Below are 14,974 nucleotides of genomic sequence, written 5' to 3'. Positions count from 1 at the left end.
CTCTCAGGGCTGCAGAATCAGCTTCCCGCGAACATGCCCCTCTTCCTGACGCCTATGGGCGGCGGCGGCATCGGCCAGGGGGTAGGCGGCGGAGACATGGAGGTTGACGTCGCCACGGCCGAGCAGCGCCAGGATTTCCTCGAGCTGTTCCGTGTCCGGCTCAACCACATAGCCCGCCGCCTGCAGGCCGCGCTCGTCGGCGGCTTTCCTGATGGCATCGGCGGTGACAGTGGGTGCGGTAACCAGCTTGCCGTGGTCGCCCAGGGTGCTCAGCGCGGCCTTACCCGCTTCGCCGCCCACCAGATCCAGAACCGCGTCCAGACCATAGCAGACATCATGGACGTCCTCGGCTTCGTAGTTGATGACGTCGTCGGCACCGAGCTGGTGGAGGAAATCCTCGTTGGCGCCAGAGCCGGTGGTCATCACATGGGCGCCGTGCTGGGCTGCGAACTGGACGGCGAAATGGCCGACGCCACCGGCGCCGCCCAGGATCAGCACCTTCTGGTCCGGCTGCAGGGCCAGGTGGGTGAACAGGCCCTGCCATGCGGTCAGAGCAGCCAGGGGAACTCCGCCAACCTCCTCCAAAGCCAGCCCGTCGGGCACGCGGCAGAGCTCGTCGGCCCGGACCAGTGCCTTGTCGGCATATCCCCCGCCAGCGCGGGGGAAACCGATCATGCCAACAACCGGGTCGCCCACTTGCCAGCCGTTCACCCCGTCGCCGAGTGCTTCTATGGTCCCCGCCACTTCGAAACCCGGCACCCAGGGCAGGCGATCCCCAATCACGCTGGCAACGAATCCCTGCCCGGAACGGGTCTTGTAGTCGATGGGATTAACGCCGGCACTGTGCACCGTCACAAGGACCTCCCCTGCCCCCGGTTGGGGGGCGGGAGCTTCCACCAGTTCCAGAACACTGGGATCTCCAAACTCGGTGATGACGACCTGGCGCATGGCATTTCCCTCGTTTATTGGTCGTGACTGGCCCGCTTGAGAAGGTCAGCCATGGGTTCGGGTATGCGTGATGGCCTATGGGTGGCCGTATCGATGCATACATGGCGCGATTCAGCTTCAATCAGGGTACGTCCGTCCCTCGGTCGAACCAACTGAAAACGCCGCCGGGAATGCAGGCGGCCATCGAATTCCACCAGCCAGGTGCCCAGCACCAGCTCATCACCGGCGAAAGCCGCGGCCTTGTAATCAATCTCAGTGTGCACAATGGCCATGGCCTTGCCCAGATCTTCCTGCAGGGTCCAGGTGAGCCCTACGGAATCGATGTGCTGCCAGCTGATCTCCTCCATCCACTGGAGGTAGATGACGTTGTTCGCATGCCCAAGCCGATCCACGCTCTCCGCGGAGACATGAATATCCATGGTGAAAGGATCCGGCATCTGCCATTGCCAGTCGGTCACGGTACCTCTCCTTCCAGCGCCTCAAGTGCTCGTTCACGATCCAGCTTCCCAATGCGGTCATTGTAGAGGGAGCCGAAATAAAGCGCACCCTGGCGCGGCTTCACGGAGGTTACCATTTGCAACCTGTCGCCATCGGTATCATGGAGGCTGCCGAGCAGCTCGCCTTCACCATCAAAGGCAAGAACAAGACCGTAGGGTTCCGGGTTGGGCTGGACCCACTTGGGCAGTTTGGCCACCTGGTTCTTGAGCCAGGGATGGGGGTGCAGCCCATCCATCTGGGCGTTGCGTCGCGTCGGCAGCGCCACCCAGAAAATACCCTCTTCGTCCCGGGCCAGGTTGTCCGGGAATCCCGGCAGGTTCTCGGCAAAGACCTCGGAGGTGCCCGCTTTATCACCTTCCAGCCAGTAGCGCTGGATGCGGTAGCGGCCGGTCTCATTGACCAGCAGGGAGGCCTCGTCTTCGGCCAGGGCAACCCCGTTGGCGAAGTGGAGGCCGTCCATCAGGGTCTCGGTTTCATCGGTCTCCGGGTCGTAACGGATCAGGCGGCCATAGCCTCTGGCGGACATCAGGTCCAGCCGGTAATCCGGCTGGTTGAAGCGGTGGGAGGCGTCGGAAAAGTAGATGCTGCCATCGTCCGCAATATCCAGGTCGTCCGTGAAGGCAAAGGGCACGCCGTTGGATTCGCGGGTCAGCACCTCGACATTGCCCTCCGGATCAACTGAGAGCAGCCCCTTCCAGGCATCCGCCACGATCAGGTTGCCATCGGCATCGAACTCCATCCCCAGGGGGCGTCCGCCCGTATCGGCGAAGGTCTCAACCTGTCCATCCGATCCAATCCTGACAATGGTGCCATCATCCAGCCCGCCGTAGACCCGGCCCTGATCGTCAACTTCCGTATCCTCGGGTCCCACGACCTGACCCTTTGCAAGCAGCTCGGCCTCATCCAGCACCTCATTGGGGGCAAGGCGGCCATCCAGAGCCGGCGGTTCAGGCGGTTCCCAGGCCACCGAATCCAGCGGTGACGGCCAGAGAAGGAACACGCCCACCCCTGCGATAAGAATGACGGCAAGAGTTATCAGTCCCTTTTTCATTGTTTTAATCCCAGTTTCCGGGGTAATTGTGATCGTGGTATTCCGGCTATTCCGAAGCAAGGAAGCGCTGGCAGATCCGCGCGAACAGTTCAGGCTTCTCCGCGTGCAGCCAGTGCCCCACCTCCGGGATGACCTTGAGTTCCGCATTCGGAAAATAGCCGCTAACCGCGTCGCGGTGTTCTGGCTGAATATAATCAGACTCGCCACCACGAATAAAGAGGGTGGGCCCCTCGTAGACACCACTATTGTGAGGTCCGGCCATGATCTGGTCATAACAGGCCAGAATGCCGGGCACGTTCATGCGCCAACGGAAGCCGCCATTGGACGGGACCAGGTTGGTCAACAGGAACTGGCGCACGCCCCGCTCCTCGATCGACTCCGCCAGCACCGAGTCCGCTTCCCGCCGCGAACGGACCTTGCTTGGATCCAGGCTGCGCAGGGCTTTCTCAATGTTGTCGTGGTGGGGTTCATAGGCCACCGGCGCGATGTCCGCGACAATCAAGCGTTCAACCCGCTCCGGTGCCATCAGGGCCATTTCCATGGCCACCTTCCCGCCCATGGAATGCCCCAGAAGATTCGCTGTCTCCAGCCCTGCACGGTCCATGTACGCCAAGACGTCCATAGCCATTTCCGGGTAGCTCATGGTGTCGGTGTGGGGTGAATCACCGTGGTTCCTGAGGTCCAGACTGTGGACCTGGTACTCCGAATCCATGCGCCGGCGAATGCCTCCCAGGGTGTCGCCCGCCCCGAAAAGTCCGTGCAGGAGGAGAAGAGGAGGGCCCTCACCCTTGACGCTGGCTGCCAATTCCACGCTTGATGTCAAACCTGTGCCCTTTGCCGGATTGCGTTTATTGCCAATACGCTTAAACTCAGACGGGAGTGGGGACAAGAAGTCCCATCCAGACTGAAGCAATAGCGTAAACGGAACTGACACCTATGGCCACAGCATCACCCCTGCAGGCGGAACGCCGTCATCTTTGCCGTTTTCCGGCAGCCGAACTGGAAGTCCGTCTGCGTCCGGGCCGCTCCCGGTTCCGCAAGGGCGAAGTCGTGGAGGCCGCCGATTTCACGCGCGAGGGCATTGCCATTTTTACCACCCGCTCACTGAAAAGTGGGCGGAAGGTTCTGGTAGACCTGACGTTACGGCTGGATCGCGGTGAAATACACCAGAATCGCCTGGTCGCGGTTGTCAGCAACCAGCGTCCGGAAGGCAAGCAGACCCGTTACGGGCTCAGGTTCGATTTCAGGGCCAATGGCACCATGCGCGCGCTGGACACCCAGGCCCGGCTCGGGCGCATGGAGGGGGTTCTGGAGCGCATTGAAAAACTCAAAACCCGTACTTGCGGTGACGACTAGCTCATCAACCCGCAACAGTACGGCGGGGGTAACCGTGGGGAATCAGTTGCAGAAGTAGATACCGTTAAGGTACTCGGACAGTGCCCTGAGATTGGCCTGTTCTTCTTCGGTGCGTGGAACGCAGATCTCAAAATTCATTTCCGTATCCATAAGCAAGGCTCCTTGGTTATCTATCAAATTCACGTATTATCCTACGCGGCATTCCTGATAATTGCTTGACGCAAGGAACCAACCTTTTGACAGGTGGTAACAACCGATGACAACCAGTCCCACCGTCAACGCCTCCAGCACCCTGGCCCTCGTGCATCACCTGCTGAGCCGCGGCCATGCCACCGAATCCATGATCCAGTCGAAGCTCGGCTTCCCCTCCCGTGAGCTGGAGGATCCGGATTGCCGGGTCCCGGTCGCCGACCATAATGCGCTCTGGCGGCTGGCGATCACGTTGACGGAAGACCCTGCCCTGGGGCTGCGCCTCGGGGAAGTTGTTGATCCCGATCGCATGGGCCTGATGAGTCACATCGTGTTCAACAGCGACACCGTGGGGCACGCGCTGGATGAATACCTGCGCCTCCACAGGCTTGTGAATGAAGCAGTGCATCTCTACAAGGTGCGCGAGGGGGACCGCATCCGGGTGATCTGGCACGTTCCCGATGAAAGCCTCTACTGCGTACCGGACATGGACAGAACCCTCTCCGCCGCCGTTACCCGTGCCCGTCATTTCATCCATCCCAGGCTGGCGATCGAGCAGTTGAGCCTGGGCCATGAAGACCCGGGCTATCGGGCTCACTACGAACGTATCTTCCAGTGCCCGCTGACTTTCGGCGCCGGAGAAACCAGCCTGTGTTTTCCCGCCGATTACCTGGAGGCACCACTACCGCACCGCAACCCCTATGTGCACTCCGCCCTGACCACCCATGTAAACCGGCTTCTCAAGCAGCTTCGGCCGCGGAAAACCGTTGCGGAACGGGTCCGGCGCATCGTCAGCCGTCAGCTGCCACGCACACCGGACGTGGATCGCGTGGCTTCGGCGCTCAACATGAGTCGCCAGACCCTCTACCGGAAGCTGAAAAAGGAAGGCGAAAGCTTCCAGAACCTGGCGGAAAACGTCCGCCGTGAGCGCGCTTTGCGCTACGTGGTGGAGGGTGAATACGGGTTGAGCGAAGTCGCTTTCCTGCTGGGCTTTTCAGAGCTGAGCGCCTTCAGCCGGGCCTTCAAGCGCTGGACGGGCGAAACCCCCGGCCAGTACCGGACCCGCCACCGCTAGTCGTTATCGACTTCCAGAACGAGTTGATTAACCAGGCGCTGCAGTCGCGCGCGCACGCGACGACCCGCTGCCGAGACCCGCTGCGCGGACTCCTTTGAGGTCAGTTCCTCAAAACCCAGCTCCGGCTCCAGGAGTTCGCAGGACAGACCCAGACGGGGGATCCGCCCTCCGATAAGCCAGGGGACGCTGACCACGCCACTCTGGCTGATGGCGCGACGCATGTGCTCCGGAAGACGCCCGACCAGGGCCCCGGCTGCCGATGGCACATGGACCGGTTGCCCGAGTCGCTCAGTCCCCGTATGGGCCAGCAGGAGGATGGGGATTCCCGCCCGAACCGCCACCTCGACAAAGCGGTGACTGCGGAACGGCTGCACATCCACGCCATTGCCCGCATTGCACAGCTCACCCTCGGGCATCAGGCCACAATCGTTAAAGGGGCCGCTCGTCAGACGCTCAACGACCTCATCCACGCCCAGGTCCCCGGATGCCTGGGTGAAGCGTGAAGCCAGCTGGCTAAGCCCGGGAACCTGGTAGAAACCACGCCAGGCGACGCCGAAAGGCACCCTCTGCCCGCCGCCGTTGTGGGCCATTACCCGCACCAGTGCCGCCAGTGCGGGGGCCGGGCCCAGCATGGGTCCATGGTTCATGATGACCAGCAGCTTAGGGTGCTTCTCGAGGATCGCCGGCAGCGTTTCCATACCGGGACCATAGACTTCCTCGCGATACAGAAGGCGGGCAAGCCGGTCGGCCGCCGGCAGGAAATCGTTGTAGCAACGCGGCATGGGCTCAACTCTTCTCTTCAAGACGCTCCCGGATGGATTCCAGTCGCTTGCGGTTGGTGCCAAAGTCGGAATAGCCAAGGCGCGAGGCGGAACGCATGTGAATCACGTTCTCTTCCGGGCTGTACTGGAATTCCAGGTCATCCACAAACCGCAATAGGGGCGTTCGTGCCTCGGCGCGGAGATAATCCGCCTCCCGCGCCACGATCCGGATGCCGGGAAATTCGCCCAGCACGGTAGGCAAACGCTGCCACTGGGTTTCACCATTGGCGAGGGGATCAATCCGTTGGCGACCCGTTGCCCTGCTCGATACACAGTTGGGTTTTTTCGGGCAGGGCGTCAGCTTATCAGCGCCGTTGTCTTCGCTCATATCATCTCCTTTGCAGTCAATCGCCTCGGCATAGGCACTAGTACCGATATCCGTTGAATGGGCAGTTGTACCGCATCTATGCTTCACTGGAACAGGCATTCCACACTACCAGAGGCTCTCCATGGATCACACCGCTTATCTTGAAGCCCTGAAAACGACCAGCAAAGGCAGTGAGCGCAGCTTCCCGGACGAGGAATTCCACCAGCGCCGCCAACGCGTAAGCCGGGCCATGGACGAAGCGGGCCTGGATGCCCTGCTGATCACCAATCCGGCCGAGATCAATTACCTGACCGGCTACCGCACCTTTGAAGTGTCGGTGCACGCAGCGCTCGTATTCCAGCCCGACTTCTGCTTCCTGCAGGTGCCGTCCATCGAAACCGGCCCGGCAACCGCCACCGCCCTTGCCGATACGATCAGTGGATACCGCTGGGAAGCCATCCATACCGTGGTTGAACCTCTCTGCGAGGCATTACAGGGATGCCGGGCCATCGGCATCAACCCCTGGAGCAATGGTTTCCGCCCGGGCCTGCTGCGCGAACTCGAGCAGCGGCTGGGCGCCGAACGCCTCAAGGACTCGGCAGGCCTGCTGGATACCGTCCGTCTGGTCAAAACCGACGCGGAACTGGAGCGACTCAGGGAAAGTGCCCGGATGACCGAGATAGGCCTGGCGGCGGCAACGGAGGTCATCAAGCCCGGCGTCGATGAGAACACCATTGCCGCCGAAGGCGCCCGGGCCCTGCTCGCGGCGGGCAGTGAGTTCATGAGCCTGCAGCCCATCGTCGTCAGCGGGCCGCGCAGCAGTGTCATCCACCTCAATCATCAGCAGCGTATTGTTGAGGAAGGCGACCCGGTATTTCTCGAATTCGGCGCGGTTCGCCACCGCTACACGGCACCCATGATGCGCACGGCCGTAGCGGGTACGCCCACATCGGAAATGCAACGGATTAACGACACCTGCCATCAGCTCCACGATGTGCTGGCACGGACAATGACGCCGGGGAACCGTTTTGACGACGCGGCGGCGGCCGCCGATGAGGTTCTGGCGCCCGTGGCCGACAGGGCCTTCTTCTCCGGGGTCTACGGATACAGCGTGGGTGCCCAGTTCCCACCGAGCTGGGTGGAGGGAACCGGCTTTATCGCCCGGGGCGAAAAGCGCCTCTTCCGGCCGGGCATGGTCTTCCACCTGCCCCTCTGCCTGCGGCTGCCGGGCCAGTGGGGCATCGGGATGAGCAATACCCTGGTTATCGGGGAGAATGGAGCCGTCCCCATTACACACAATGACTGGAAACTCGCGGAGCGCGGTTGATGAAAACGCTCGTAATAGGCGCAGGTGTGGCCGGTGTCACCACGGCCTGGACACTCAGCCAGCGCGGTTATGATGTGACGGTCATCGATGCCCTCGACGGGGCCGCCATGGAGACCAGCTACGCCAATGCGGGCCAGCGCTCCTACGGCCATGTGTCGCCCTGGGCGGCACCGGACGTGATCGGCGTGGGCCTGCGCGGCCTTTTCAGCCGCCAGGGGCCGCTCAAGGTTCACTTTCCGCCCCACCCGAGCACCATCAGCTTCCTCATGAGGACGCTGCGTTATGCCACCACGCCCAGGCTCTATGAATCCAATAATACGGCCATGCTGAAACTCGGCATGGTCAGCCGTGAAGCCTTCCTGGCACTGGAAGACGAGCTTTCACTGAACTTTGACGGGGACCACCAGGGACTTCTGGAGGTCACCAGTGACCCACAGGAAGCCAGCGGCCTGCACAACAAGGCCCATGCCCTGACGCAGCTTGGCATTCACCATGAATGGCTGGAATCCGATGCGGTTAACCGCCAGGAACCCGGCCTCCAGTGCCCGAAACCATTGCAGTCCTCATTGCTGATCAATGGCGATGGCACTGGGGACTGTCACCGCTTCACCCGAGAGATGATGGCCCACTGCGAATCTGCCGGAGTGCGCTTTCAGTTCAACACCCAGCTTGTCGGCTGGCAGCGCAGTGGTAACAGGGTGACCGGTGCGGAACTTGCCTCGAGCGATCCCGAAACGGCCGGCACCTGGACGGAAACAGCGGATAACGTTGTTCTCTGCGCCGGCTGCGGCTCCCGGAAAATCGCGCGCAAGCTTGGCCTTTCATTGCCGGTCTATCCGGTCAAGGGTTACTCGCTTACCGCAGAACTGAAGGATGCCGATCGCGCGCCCCGATCAACCGTCGTGGACCTGGACCGGAAAGTTGCCATTACCCGCCTCGGAGACCGCATGCGGGTCACGGGCTTTGCCGAACTGGCCGCCTTTGACCGACGCATTCCCCAGACCCGCCTGGACGTCATTCGGGAAGCGGTTGAATCCCGGTTTTCCGGTGCCGCCGACTTCCACAATGCGGAAGCCTGGACCGGTTTCCGCCCCATGCTCCCGGATGGCCCCCCTGCCCTGGGCAAGGGGCCGCTCGAGAACCTTTACGTCAATACCGGCCATGGCACCTTTGGGTGGACGCTATCGGCGGGCAGTGCGCGGATTCTGGGGCAGGTCATGGACGGCGAGACGCCGCCCATCGCCCTGGATGCCTTTAACCCTATGCGGTTTTCGAAGCGCCCACCACACCCTCGATAACGGGGCGCACCAGTGGCAGGGGGATGTCCGGATGATGGTGAACCCGGGTCTCGCTCATATCAAAGCCCGCGCGCTCAAACACCGAGCGCGTATCCCGGTTGAGGTTGCAGCCACACGCAATTGGCTGCCAGCAGGGGTTCAGCCGGTTCTGCCAACGCGCCAGGCGGTCTTCCGGCGCCTGCACATGCTCGAAAAAAATGAGCCGTCCGCCGGGCTTGAGTACCCGGCGCATTTCGCGCGCCGCGGATTCCGGATCCGGAATGGTGCAGAAGACGAGAAAGGCAACCACCGTATCAAAGCTGTTGTCCGGCCAGGGCATGTTCTCCGCGCCACCCTCGACCAGCTCCGTCGGCTCAGCGCCGGCGCGCTCTGCCAGACGCTTGCGGCATTGCTGAAGCAGCTCCGCAGAAGGCTCCAGGCCAACGAGCTCCTGCACGTCCCCGCCGTAGTAGTCTAGACTCAGCCCTGAGCCAATGCCGATTTCCAGTACCCGCCCCCTGGCCTGATCGAGCAGCCCGGCCCGAGCGCCGGAAAGCGCCCTGTCGGCCATGGCGAGGACGGGAGAGAACACGAAGCGCTCATACAAGGTTCCAATTCGGCTCATTAAAGACTCCTGCTAACATCCGTTCAGGGCGAGCATAACGCAAATTGAAGGAATCAAGGCCATCCTATGCAGACTCGTACACTCAAACGCCCGGAAACCGAACTTTACGTGGTTGAGGCCGGCGACCCGTCCAAACCAGCCATCCTGTTTCTGCATGGTTTTCCGGACTGCCATGACCTCTGGTTGCCGCACATGGAATCACTCAGTGATCAGTTCCATGTCATCAGCTTTGACATGCGCGGCGCCGGGAAAAGCACTGCACCCGCGAAGGCGCACGGCTACCGTATTCCGCGCCTTCTGGACGACATTGACCAGGTCCTCACCCTGACGCGCGGTCCCACCGGGAAGGCGCACCTGGTCGGTCACGACTGGGGCTCAATGATTGGTTGGGATTTTGTCAGCGATCCTGCCTACAGCCGCCGCGTGCAGTCCTGGACCTCTCTGTCAGGCCCGCAACTCGGCGTGGCCAGGCAATGGGCGCTGGATAACCTGAACCTGCGGGCAGAACAGCGCAATGCGGCCCTGAACCAGGTCATTCACTCCTGGTACATGCTGGCTCTGAACATCCCGGGTGCTGGGCGTGCAGTCTTTGGGACCGCAAGCACGCCCATCTGGAAACTGGCCCACCAGTTGGGCGGCGTTCCCCGGGGAGATCCCCACCTGAAACGCTCGAGACGCGAAATCGCCACGCTCACGCGGAACACCTTCCGTCTCTATGAACAGAATGTCCTGACACCTCCGGAGCCTCCCAGCATTGATGGAATCCGGGTGCCAACCCAACTGGTCATCCTGGAGAACGATGTTTTCCTGCGCCCCGAAGTCTGCGAAGCGATGACGCCCTTTTGCTGCAATCTATTGAGGGTTCGTCTACCCGCCAATCACTGGGCACCCGTGTCGCATCCGGAACTGGTTACTGAAGCCATTCGAGGGTTTGTGGGGAGTTATTCCTGAGGGAGGGAGGCGGATCAGGGCCGCCTGGGGCAGCCCTGATTGCCGAACGGCGGCTTACGCCTTGTTCAGCAGTTCCTCGGCGTACTCATAGTTCGCGAGGTTGTTGAGGAAGTTCATGACATAGTCCGGGCGACGGTTGCGGAAGTCCAGGTAGTAACTGTGCTCCCAGACGTCCAGACCCAGGATCGCCTTGCCTTCACCGGTTGCCAGCGGGTTCACGGCGTTCGGCGTCTTGGTGACCTTGAGCTTGCCGTCACTGCCGACGATCAGCCATGCCCAGCCGGAACCGAACTGGCCGGTAGCAGCGGTCTTGAACTCTTCCTTGAAGGTATCAACGGAACCGAAGTCCTCATTGATCTTCTGCTCAAGCTTGCCGGGGATACCACCGCCCTTGGGGGACAGGTTTTCCCAGAACAGGTTGTGGTTCCAGTGCTGCCCGGCCTGGTTGAACACCTTCTGCAGGTCATCACGGCCGTAGGAGAGCTTGACGATTTCCTCCAGCGACTTGCCCTGAAGGTTGCTGTCCTGCTCGACCAGCGTGTTCAGGGTGGTGACATAGGCATTGTGGTGCTTGCCGTGGTGGAGCTCCAGCGTTTCCTGGCACATCCCCTTTTCCGCGAGTGCATTCTCAGAGAAGGGAAGTTTGGGGAGTTCGAAAGCCATAATGTTTCCTCCTTTAACGGCCTTTGGTGTTCTTGGTGTCTGGCGTACTACGTTTCCATATTGGGATCGGTTTGACAAAAATCAAGGGGTTGCTTCCATTACGACGTGGAAACATGCGGGGCCACTGATTTCCGTAAAGAACCCATGATAGTATTCCGCCACCATTAAACGCATCCAGAGCGAGCGAATGCAAGCATTCAAACCCCGGGAAACCCTGAGCGAACAGGTTGCCCGCCACCTGGAAAACATGATCGCTTTCGAGCAGCTCAAATCCGGTGAGCGCATCCACGAGAGCAACATGGCACGGCAGCTGGACGTCAGTCATGGCGCCGTCCGGGAAGCGCTGCTGGTACTTGAGAAACGGCACCTGGTCCGCAACGTGCCCCGCAAGGGTGCCTTTGTCACCACACTGGATGCGGATTTCGTGCGCAGCCTCTACGAGGCCATGACCCTGTTCCTGAGCCACACCGGCCGCAAACTGCTCCACAACTACCAGCCCGAGGATCTGCAGCGGCTTGAATCGCTGTACGAACGCATGAAGGAATACTATCGCTCCGGTCAGGTCATGGCGTTTCTGGATACCGGCACGGAATACATCCAGGCCTCGCTTGTCTATGCGGACAACTACTTCATTACCGCAGCGATCAACGACCTCTGGCCCTCCGCCAAGCGATGCGGCTTTGTCGCGCTGCGCCAGGGGAACCAGGTCCTCGAGGATAACCTCTACCACATCGAGGAATCCCTGAACCGCCTCAGGGAGCGCGATGAGGAGGGATTGATCCGCAACTTCGAGGCTTACGCCAACAAGCAGTGCGAGCAGGTCATCGCCGCGCTGTCACCACAACAATAACCCGAGGACGGACACCACGAATGAGCGTCTCCCGCTTTCTGCTGATGATACTGATCATTGTCGCGATAGGCGGCTGTGGCTCCTTTCCGGAGCCGGATCCAGAAACGGATGCAGGGACGCATTCTGAGCCGGTAACCGCCGAGCCGGAACCAACCACAGAAGATTGTAACTGGAGCCAGAAGCGCGGCATTGCGGAGTTGATGGAAGTGCGGAACGGCACCGGCCTGTTCCATTTCCACCCTGACAGCATCCCCGTAACACAGGGCATTGACCCGGACTGGAGCGTGGGGGATGAGTTCAAGGCCGTCCTTGAAACCCCGGAACCCCCAGGCTGCGCCGACAAACGTCTTACCCGGATCCGGCCTCTGGCCCCGACCGACTGAACCAGGAGTAGACGCGTTGGCATTTTCGCGCCTGAACCCAATCCTATCCGCCGTTGCCAGCCTGGCCCTTATCGGCGCCATTGGCGCAAGCCTTACCGTGGACAGCGCACTTTCCAGCCTCACGTTCGTACTGGCACTGGCCGGGCTCACGGTGATTGCAGTGGCGCGACTCAGAGGCAGGACGGCGCTTGCTCCCGCAGACCGGGAAATCAAGCTGATTGGCTTTGCCATGGCGTTCTTTGCCATCGCCAGCCTCGCCACCTGGGCGCTCAACGGCTTCAGTTACGAAGGATTCAAGGGGCTGGGCAAGCATGGGCGGCTATTACTGTTCTGGCCACTTTTTGTTGTCCTGGCGCGTGCCCTGGTGCGTGAATCCACTGCCTTTATTGCCATACTCGCGTGCGCGGGCCTGGCGGGCGGGACCGCACTCGCGCCACTGATTGAAAACGGCGCCGTTGCACGCGTTGACGGGGCCACCAATGCCATTCCCTTCGGCAACCTTTCACTGCTCAGTGCGATGCTTCTGCTTGTAGCGGCAGCCTATGGCTATCAAACCGGCCGCAAGGCCCTGCTTGGGCTGGCATTGATCGGCGTCGCGCTCGGTTTGAGCGCCGCCTACCTCTCCCAGACGCGCAATAATCTGCTTGTCCTGCCTGCGCTGCTGCTGTTTCTGGTGATTGCAGCCCCGCCGCGCCAACGTATCGTCCTGGTGGGCTTGGGAGGCCTGATCCTTGCTCTATTCACAGGTCTGGAATCACGAATCGGAGAAGGCCTTAGTGCACTCTGGAGCGGCCGATATGACAGTGGGATCACCTATCGGTTTGAGATCTGGCAAAAAGCACTCGCACTGTTTCTTGAAGCCCCGATATCCGGCGTCGGCTCCCAGCAATACGCACAGGCCGTGCTCAACGGCGTCGAATCCGGGGAGCTCTCCCGGGGCCTGAAACGCTGTTGCCTGGACCATGCCCACAATGACCTCGTCCAGATACTGGCCACCCGGGGCTTGATCGGCGCCCTGTCCTGGCTGCTCCTGCTGGCCATCCCCTTCGCGCAGTTCCTGAAACTGATTCGCCACGAAAGCCCCCGCGTTGCCCACCTGGCCACGGCCGGCGCGCTGGTGCCAGTGGCCTACCTGATGTTTGGCCTCACCGAGGCGGCGCTGGAACGCGGGATCTATGTGACCTTCTACCTGGTGACGGTGACAACACTGACCTACCTGACCTGGAAAGCCGTGGATGAGAGCCTCCATCGCCACCGGCGCCAGAAGCTGAGCGCCACCATTATCACTTACAATGAAGCGGACAATATTGGCGCCTGCCTGGAATCACTGGTACCTGTTGCCGACGAGATCATTGTGCTGGACAGTGGAAGCACCGACGATACCGTGGCCATCGCCAGACGCTACACGGAGCATGTCACGGTCACCGACTGGCCCGGCTTCGGCATCCAGAAACAACGGGCCCTTGAGCGCGCCACCGGCGACTGGGTTCTCTCCATTGATGCCGATGAACGGGTCACACCCTACCTGGCCCGGGAGATTAACCACACGCTGGCGGCTTCTCCGAGCGCGGAGGCATATAAGCTCCCCTGGGCCGTTACCATCTACGGCAAACGCCTGGACTTCGGCCGCAGTGGCCGGGCTCCGCTGCGCCTCTTCCAGCGCGAAGGGGTACGCTTTTCCGAGGCGCAGGTGCATGAAAAGATACTGCTGCCGGATGGGTACCGCATAAAAACGCTGCGTGGGCGCCTGACCCATTACACCCACCGCGATTACGGTCATGCGCTTGAGAAGAGCGCCCAATACGCCTGGCTGGGCGCAAAACAGAAAGCCGAGAAGGGGCAGAAGACACGCACCCTGCTCTACCCGAGCCTCAGGGCCCTTACAACCTTTATTCATGTCTATATACTAAGGCTTGGGTTTCTGGATGGCCCCGTGGGTTACCTGATGGCGGTGACCTATGCGCAGAGCAGTTTCAATACCTATGCGGGGCTCTGGACGCTGCAACGCAAGGTCCTTCGGGATGATGACCAATGAGAGTGTTTGTTTTAACAGCTGGCCGAACCGCGTCCCAGACGGTGGCCCTGGCCTGTGAGCATATTAATGGCATGACAGCCGCCCATGAATCACGACGGCGCATGATCGAGAACCGGCTGGACTATCCGGATAATCACGTGGAAGTAGACAATCGTCTCGCCTGGTTCCTGGGGTCGTTGGAGCGGTTGTACAGCGATGACGAGACCTTTTACGTCTTCCTCCGGCGCGATCCGGAGCGTGTTGCCGCCAGCTACATCAAACGCTGGCACATCACCGTTTCCATCGTCCGCGCCTTTTATCACGGCATCCTGATGTGCCGTAACAAGAAACCCACGGAAGACGATAAGATGGCCAGTGCCCGGCTTTTTGTCCAGACCGTGGAGGATAACATCACTGCTTTCCTAAGTTCGCGTACCAACTACGCCGTCATCAATACGGAGAATCTGGAGGCGGACTTCCTGGAATTCATGGACAAGGCTGGACTGGAAGGCGACAGGGACGCCATCAGTGAAGCCCTGAACACCACGCACAACCTGAACAAAGCAAAAAAAACGATACCAGAAAAACTCAAGGCAGCACGTTTCCCAACACCGGCGAGGAACAAGACAGAATAATCCC

General features: G+C 60.9%; 17 protein-coding genes. 9 read left to right on the top strand and 8 right to left on the bottom strand.

Going from position 1 to position 14,974, the window contains the following annotated elements:
- Positions 1–3 precede the first annotated feature (3 nt).
- Genes DES49_RS02285 through DES49_RS02270 form a run of 4 tightly spaced genes read right to left on the bottom strand, consistent with a single transcriptional unit; the run spans position 4 to position 3,320 of the window.
- Positions 4–948 (bottom strand): NADP-dependent oxidoreductase, encoded by a 945-nt coding sequence (locus tag DES49_RS02285; protein ID WP_133734749.1) that lies wholly within the window; start codon positions 946–948, stop codon positions 4–6.
- A gap of 14 nt (positions 949–962) precedes the next feature.
- Positions 963–1,406: an acyl-CoA thioesterase gene (locus tag DES49_RS02280; protein WP_341776772.1), complete on the bottom strand. Its 444-nt coding sequence runs from the start codon at positions 1,404–1,406 to the stop codon at positions 963–965.
- Positions 1,403–2,497, bottom strand: coding sequence for an SMP-30/gluconolactonase/LRE family protein (locus tag DES49_RS02275; protein WP_133734748.1), 1,095 nt, complete (start codon positions 2,495–2,497; stop codon positions 1,403–1,405). Before DES49_RS02275 ends, DES49_RS02280 begins: the two co-directional genes overlap by 4 nt.
- Positions 2,498–2,543: 46 nt before the next feature.
- Positions 2,544–3,320 carry an alpha/beta fold hydrolase gene (locus DES49_RS02270; protein ID WP_208297003.1) on the bottom strand — a complete coding sequence of 259 codons (777 nt, stop codon included), beginning with the start codon at positions 3,318–3,320 and terminating at the stop codon, positions 2,544–2,546.
- Between the two features lie 113 nt (positions 3,321–3,433).
- Between DES49_RS02270 and DES49_RS02265 the strand changes: the two genes are divergently transcribed.
- A complete protein-coding gene (locus DES49_RS02265) occupies positions 3,434–3,853 on the top strand; it encodes a hypothetical protein (RefSeq protein WP_133734747.1) in 420 nt (139 codons plus the stop codon).
- 256 nt (positions 3,854–4,109) lie between these two features.
- Positions 4,110–5,117: an AraC family transcriptional regulator gene (locus DES49_RS02260; RefSeq protein ID WP_133734746.1), complete on the top strand. Its 1,008-nt coding sequence runs from the start codon at positions 4,110–4,112 to the stop codon at positions 5,115–5,117.
- Here the strand turns inward: DES49_RS02260 and DES49_RS02255 are convergent.
- Together DES49_RS02255 and DES49_RS02250 are read right to left on the bottom strand one after the other, a co-directional pair.
- Entirely contained in the window at positions 5,114–5,920 is an 807-nt protein-coding gene (locus DES49_RS02255; protein ID WP_166645961.1) for a lysophospholipid acyltransferase family protein, read from the bottom strand. The genes DES49_RS02260 and DES49_RS02255 overlap by 4 nt on opposite strands.
- Entirely contained in the window at positions 5,904–6,266 is a 363-nt protein-coding gene (locus DES49_RS02250) for a DUF1499 domain-containing protein (protein WP_166645960.1), read from the bottom strand. Before DES49_RS02250 ends, DES49_RS02255 begins: the two co-directional genes overlap by 17 nt.
- Positions 6,267–6,387: 121 nt before the next feature.
- Here DES49_RS02250 and DES49_RS02245 point away from each other — a divergent pair, with 121 nt between their 5' ends.
- Together DES49_RS02245 and DES49_RS02240 are read left to right on the top strand one after the other, a co-directional pair.
- Positions 6,388–7,572 carry a M24 family metallopeptidase gene (locus tag DES49_RS02245; protein WP_133734743.1) on the top strand — a complete coding sequence of 395 codons (1,185 nt, stop codon included), beginning with the start codon at positions 6,388–6,390 and terminating at the stop codon, positions 7,570–7,572.
- Entirely contained in the window at positions 7,572–8,870 is a 1,299-nt protein-coding gene (locus DES49_RS02240; RefSeq protein ID WP_133734742.1) for a D-amino acid dehydrogenase, read from the top strand. The genes DES49_RS02245 and DES49_RS02240 overlap by 1 nt, the downstream gene beginning before the upstream one ends.
- Here the strand turns inward: DES49_RS02240 and DES49_RS02235 are convergent.
- On the bottom strand, positions 8,833–9,474 hold the full coding sequence (locus DES49_RS02235) for a class I SAM-dependent methyltransferase (protein ID WP_133734741.1): 642 nt from the start codon (positions 9,472–9,474) through the stop codon (positions 8,833–8,835). The two genes, DES49_RS02240 and DES49_RS02235, sit on opposite strands and share 38 nt — an antisense overlap.
- A gap of 66 nt (positions 9,475–9,540) precedes the next feature.
- On the opposite strand from DES49_RS02235, the gene DES49_RS02230 reads away from it, so the two are divergent.
- Entirely contained in the window at positions 9,541–10,425 is an 885-nt protein-coding gene (locus DES49_RS02230) for an alpha/beta fold hydrolase (protein ID WP_133734740.1), read from the top strand.
- Between the two features lie 54 nt (positions 10,426–10,479).
- Here DES49_RS02230 and DES49_RS02225 read toward each other — a convergent pair whose 3' ends face one another.
- Positions 10,480–11,088, bottom strand: coding sequence for a superoxide dismutase (locus DES49_RS02225; RefSeq protein WP_133734739.1), 609 nt, complete (start codon positions 11,086–11,088; stop codon positions 10,480–10,482).
- 187 nt (positions 11,089–11,275) lie between these two features.
- Here DES49_RS02225 and DES49_RS02220 point away from each other — a divergent pair, with 187 nt between their 5' ends.
- From DES49_RS02220 to DES49_RS02205, 4 genes are read left to right on the top strand one after another with little or no spacing between them, the layout of a single operon-like run.
- On the top strand, positions 11,276–11,938 hold the full coding sequence (locus DES49_RS02220; protein WP_133734738.1) for a GntR family transcriptional regulator: 663 nt from the start codon (positions 11,276–11,278) through the stop codon (positions 11,936–11,938).
- A 20-nt stretch (positions 11,939–11,958) separates the two neighbouring features.
- On the top strand, positions 11,959–12,321 hold the full coding sequence (locus DES49_RS02215; protein ID WP_133734737.1) for a hypothetical protein: 363 nt from the start codon (positions 11,959–11,961) through the stop codon (positions 12,319–12,321).
- Between the two features lie 16 nt (positions 12,322–12,337).
- Positions 12,338–14,356: a glycosyltransferase gene (locus tag DES49_RS02210; RefSeq protein ID WP_243864821.1), complete on the top strand. Its 2,019-nt coding sequence runs from the start codon at positions 12,338–12,340 to the stop codon at positions 14,354–14,356.
- On the top strand, positions 14,353–14,970 hold the full coding sequence (locus DES49_RS02205; protein WP_208297002.1) for a hypothetical protein: 618 nt from the start codon (positions 14,353–14,355) through the stop codon (positions 14,968–14,970). The genes DES49_RS02210 and DES49_RS02205 overlap by 4 nt, the downstream gene beginning before the upstream one ends.
- The last annotated feature ends 4 nt before the right edge of the window (positions 14,971–14,974 follow it).

The organism is Halospina denitrificans (genome assembly GCF_004364635.1).
In the GTDB taxonomy this organism is placed as follows: Bacteria; Pseudomonadota; Gammaproteobacteria; order Pseudomonadales; family Oleiphilaceae; genus Halospina; species Halospina denitrificans.
Note: the sequence above shows the minus strand (reverse complement) of the source record. Positions and strands in the feature narration are given on the sequence as shown.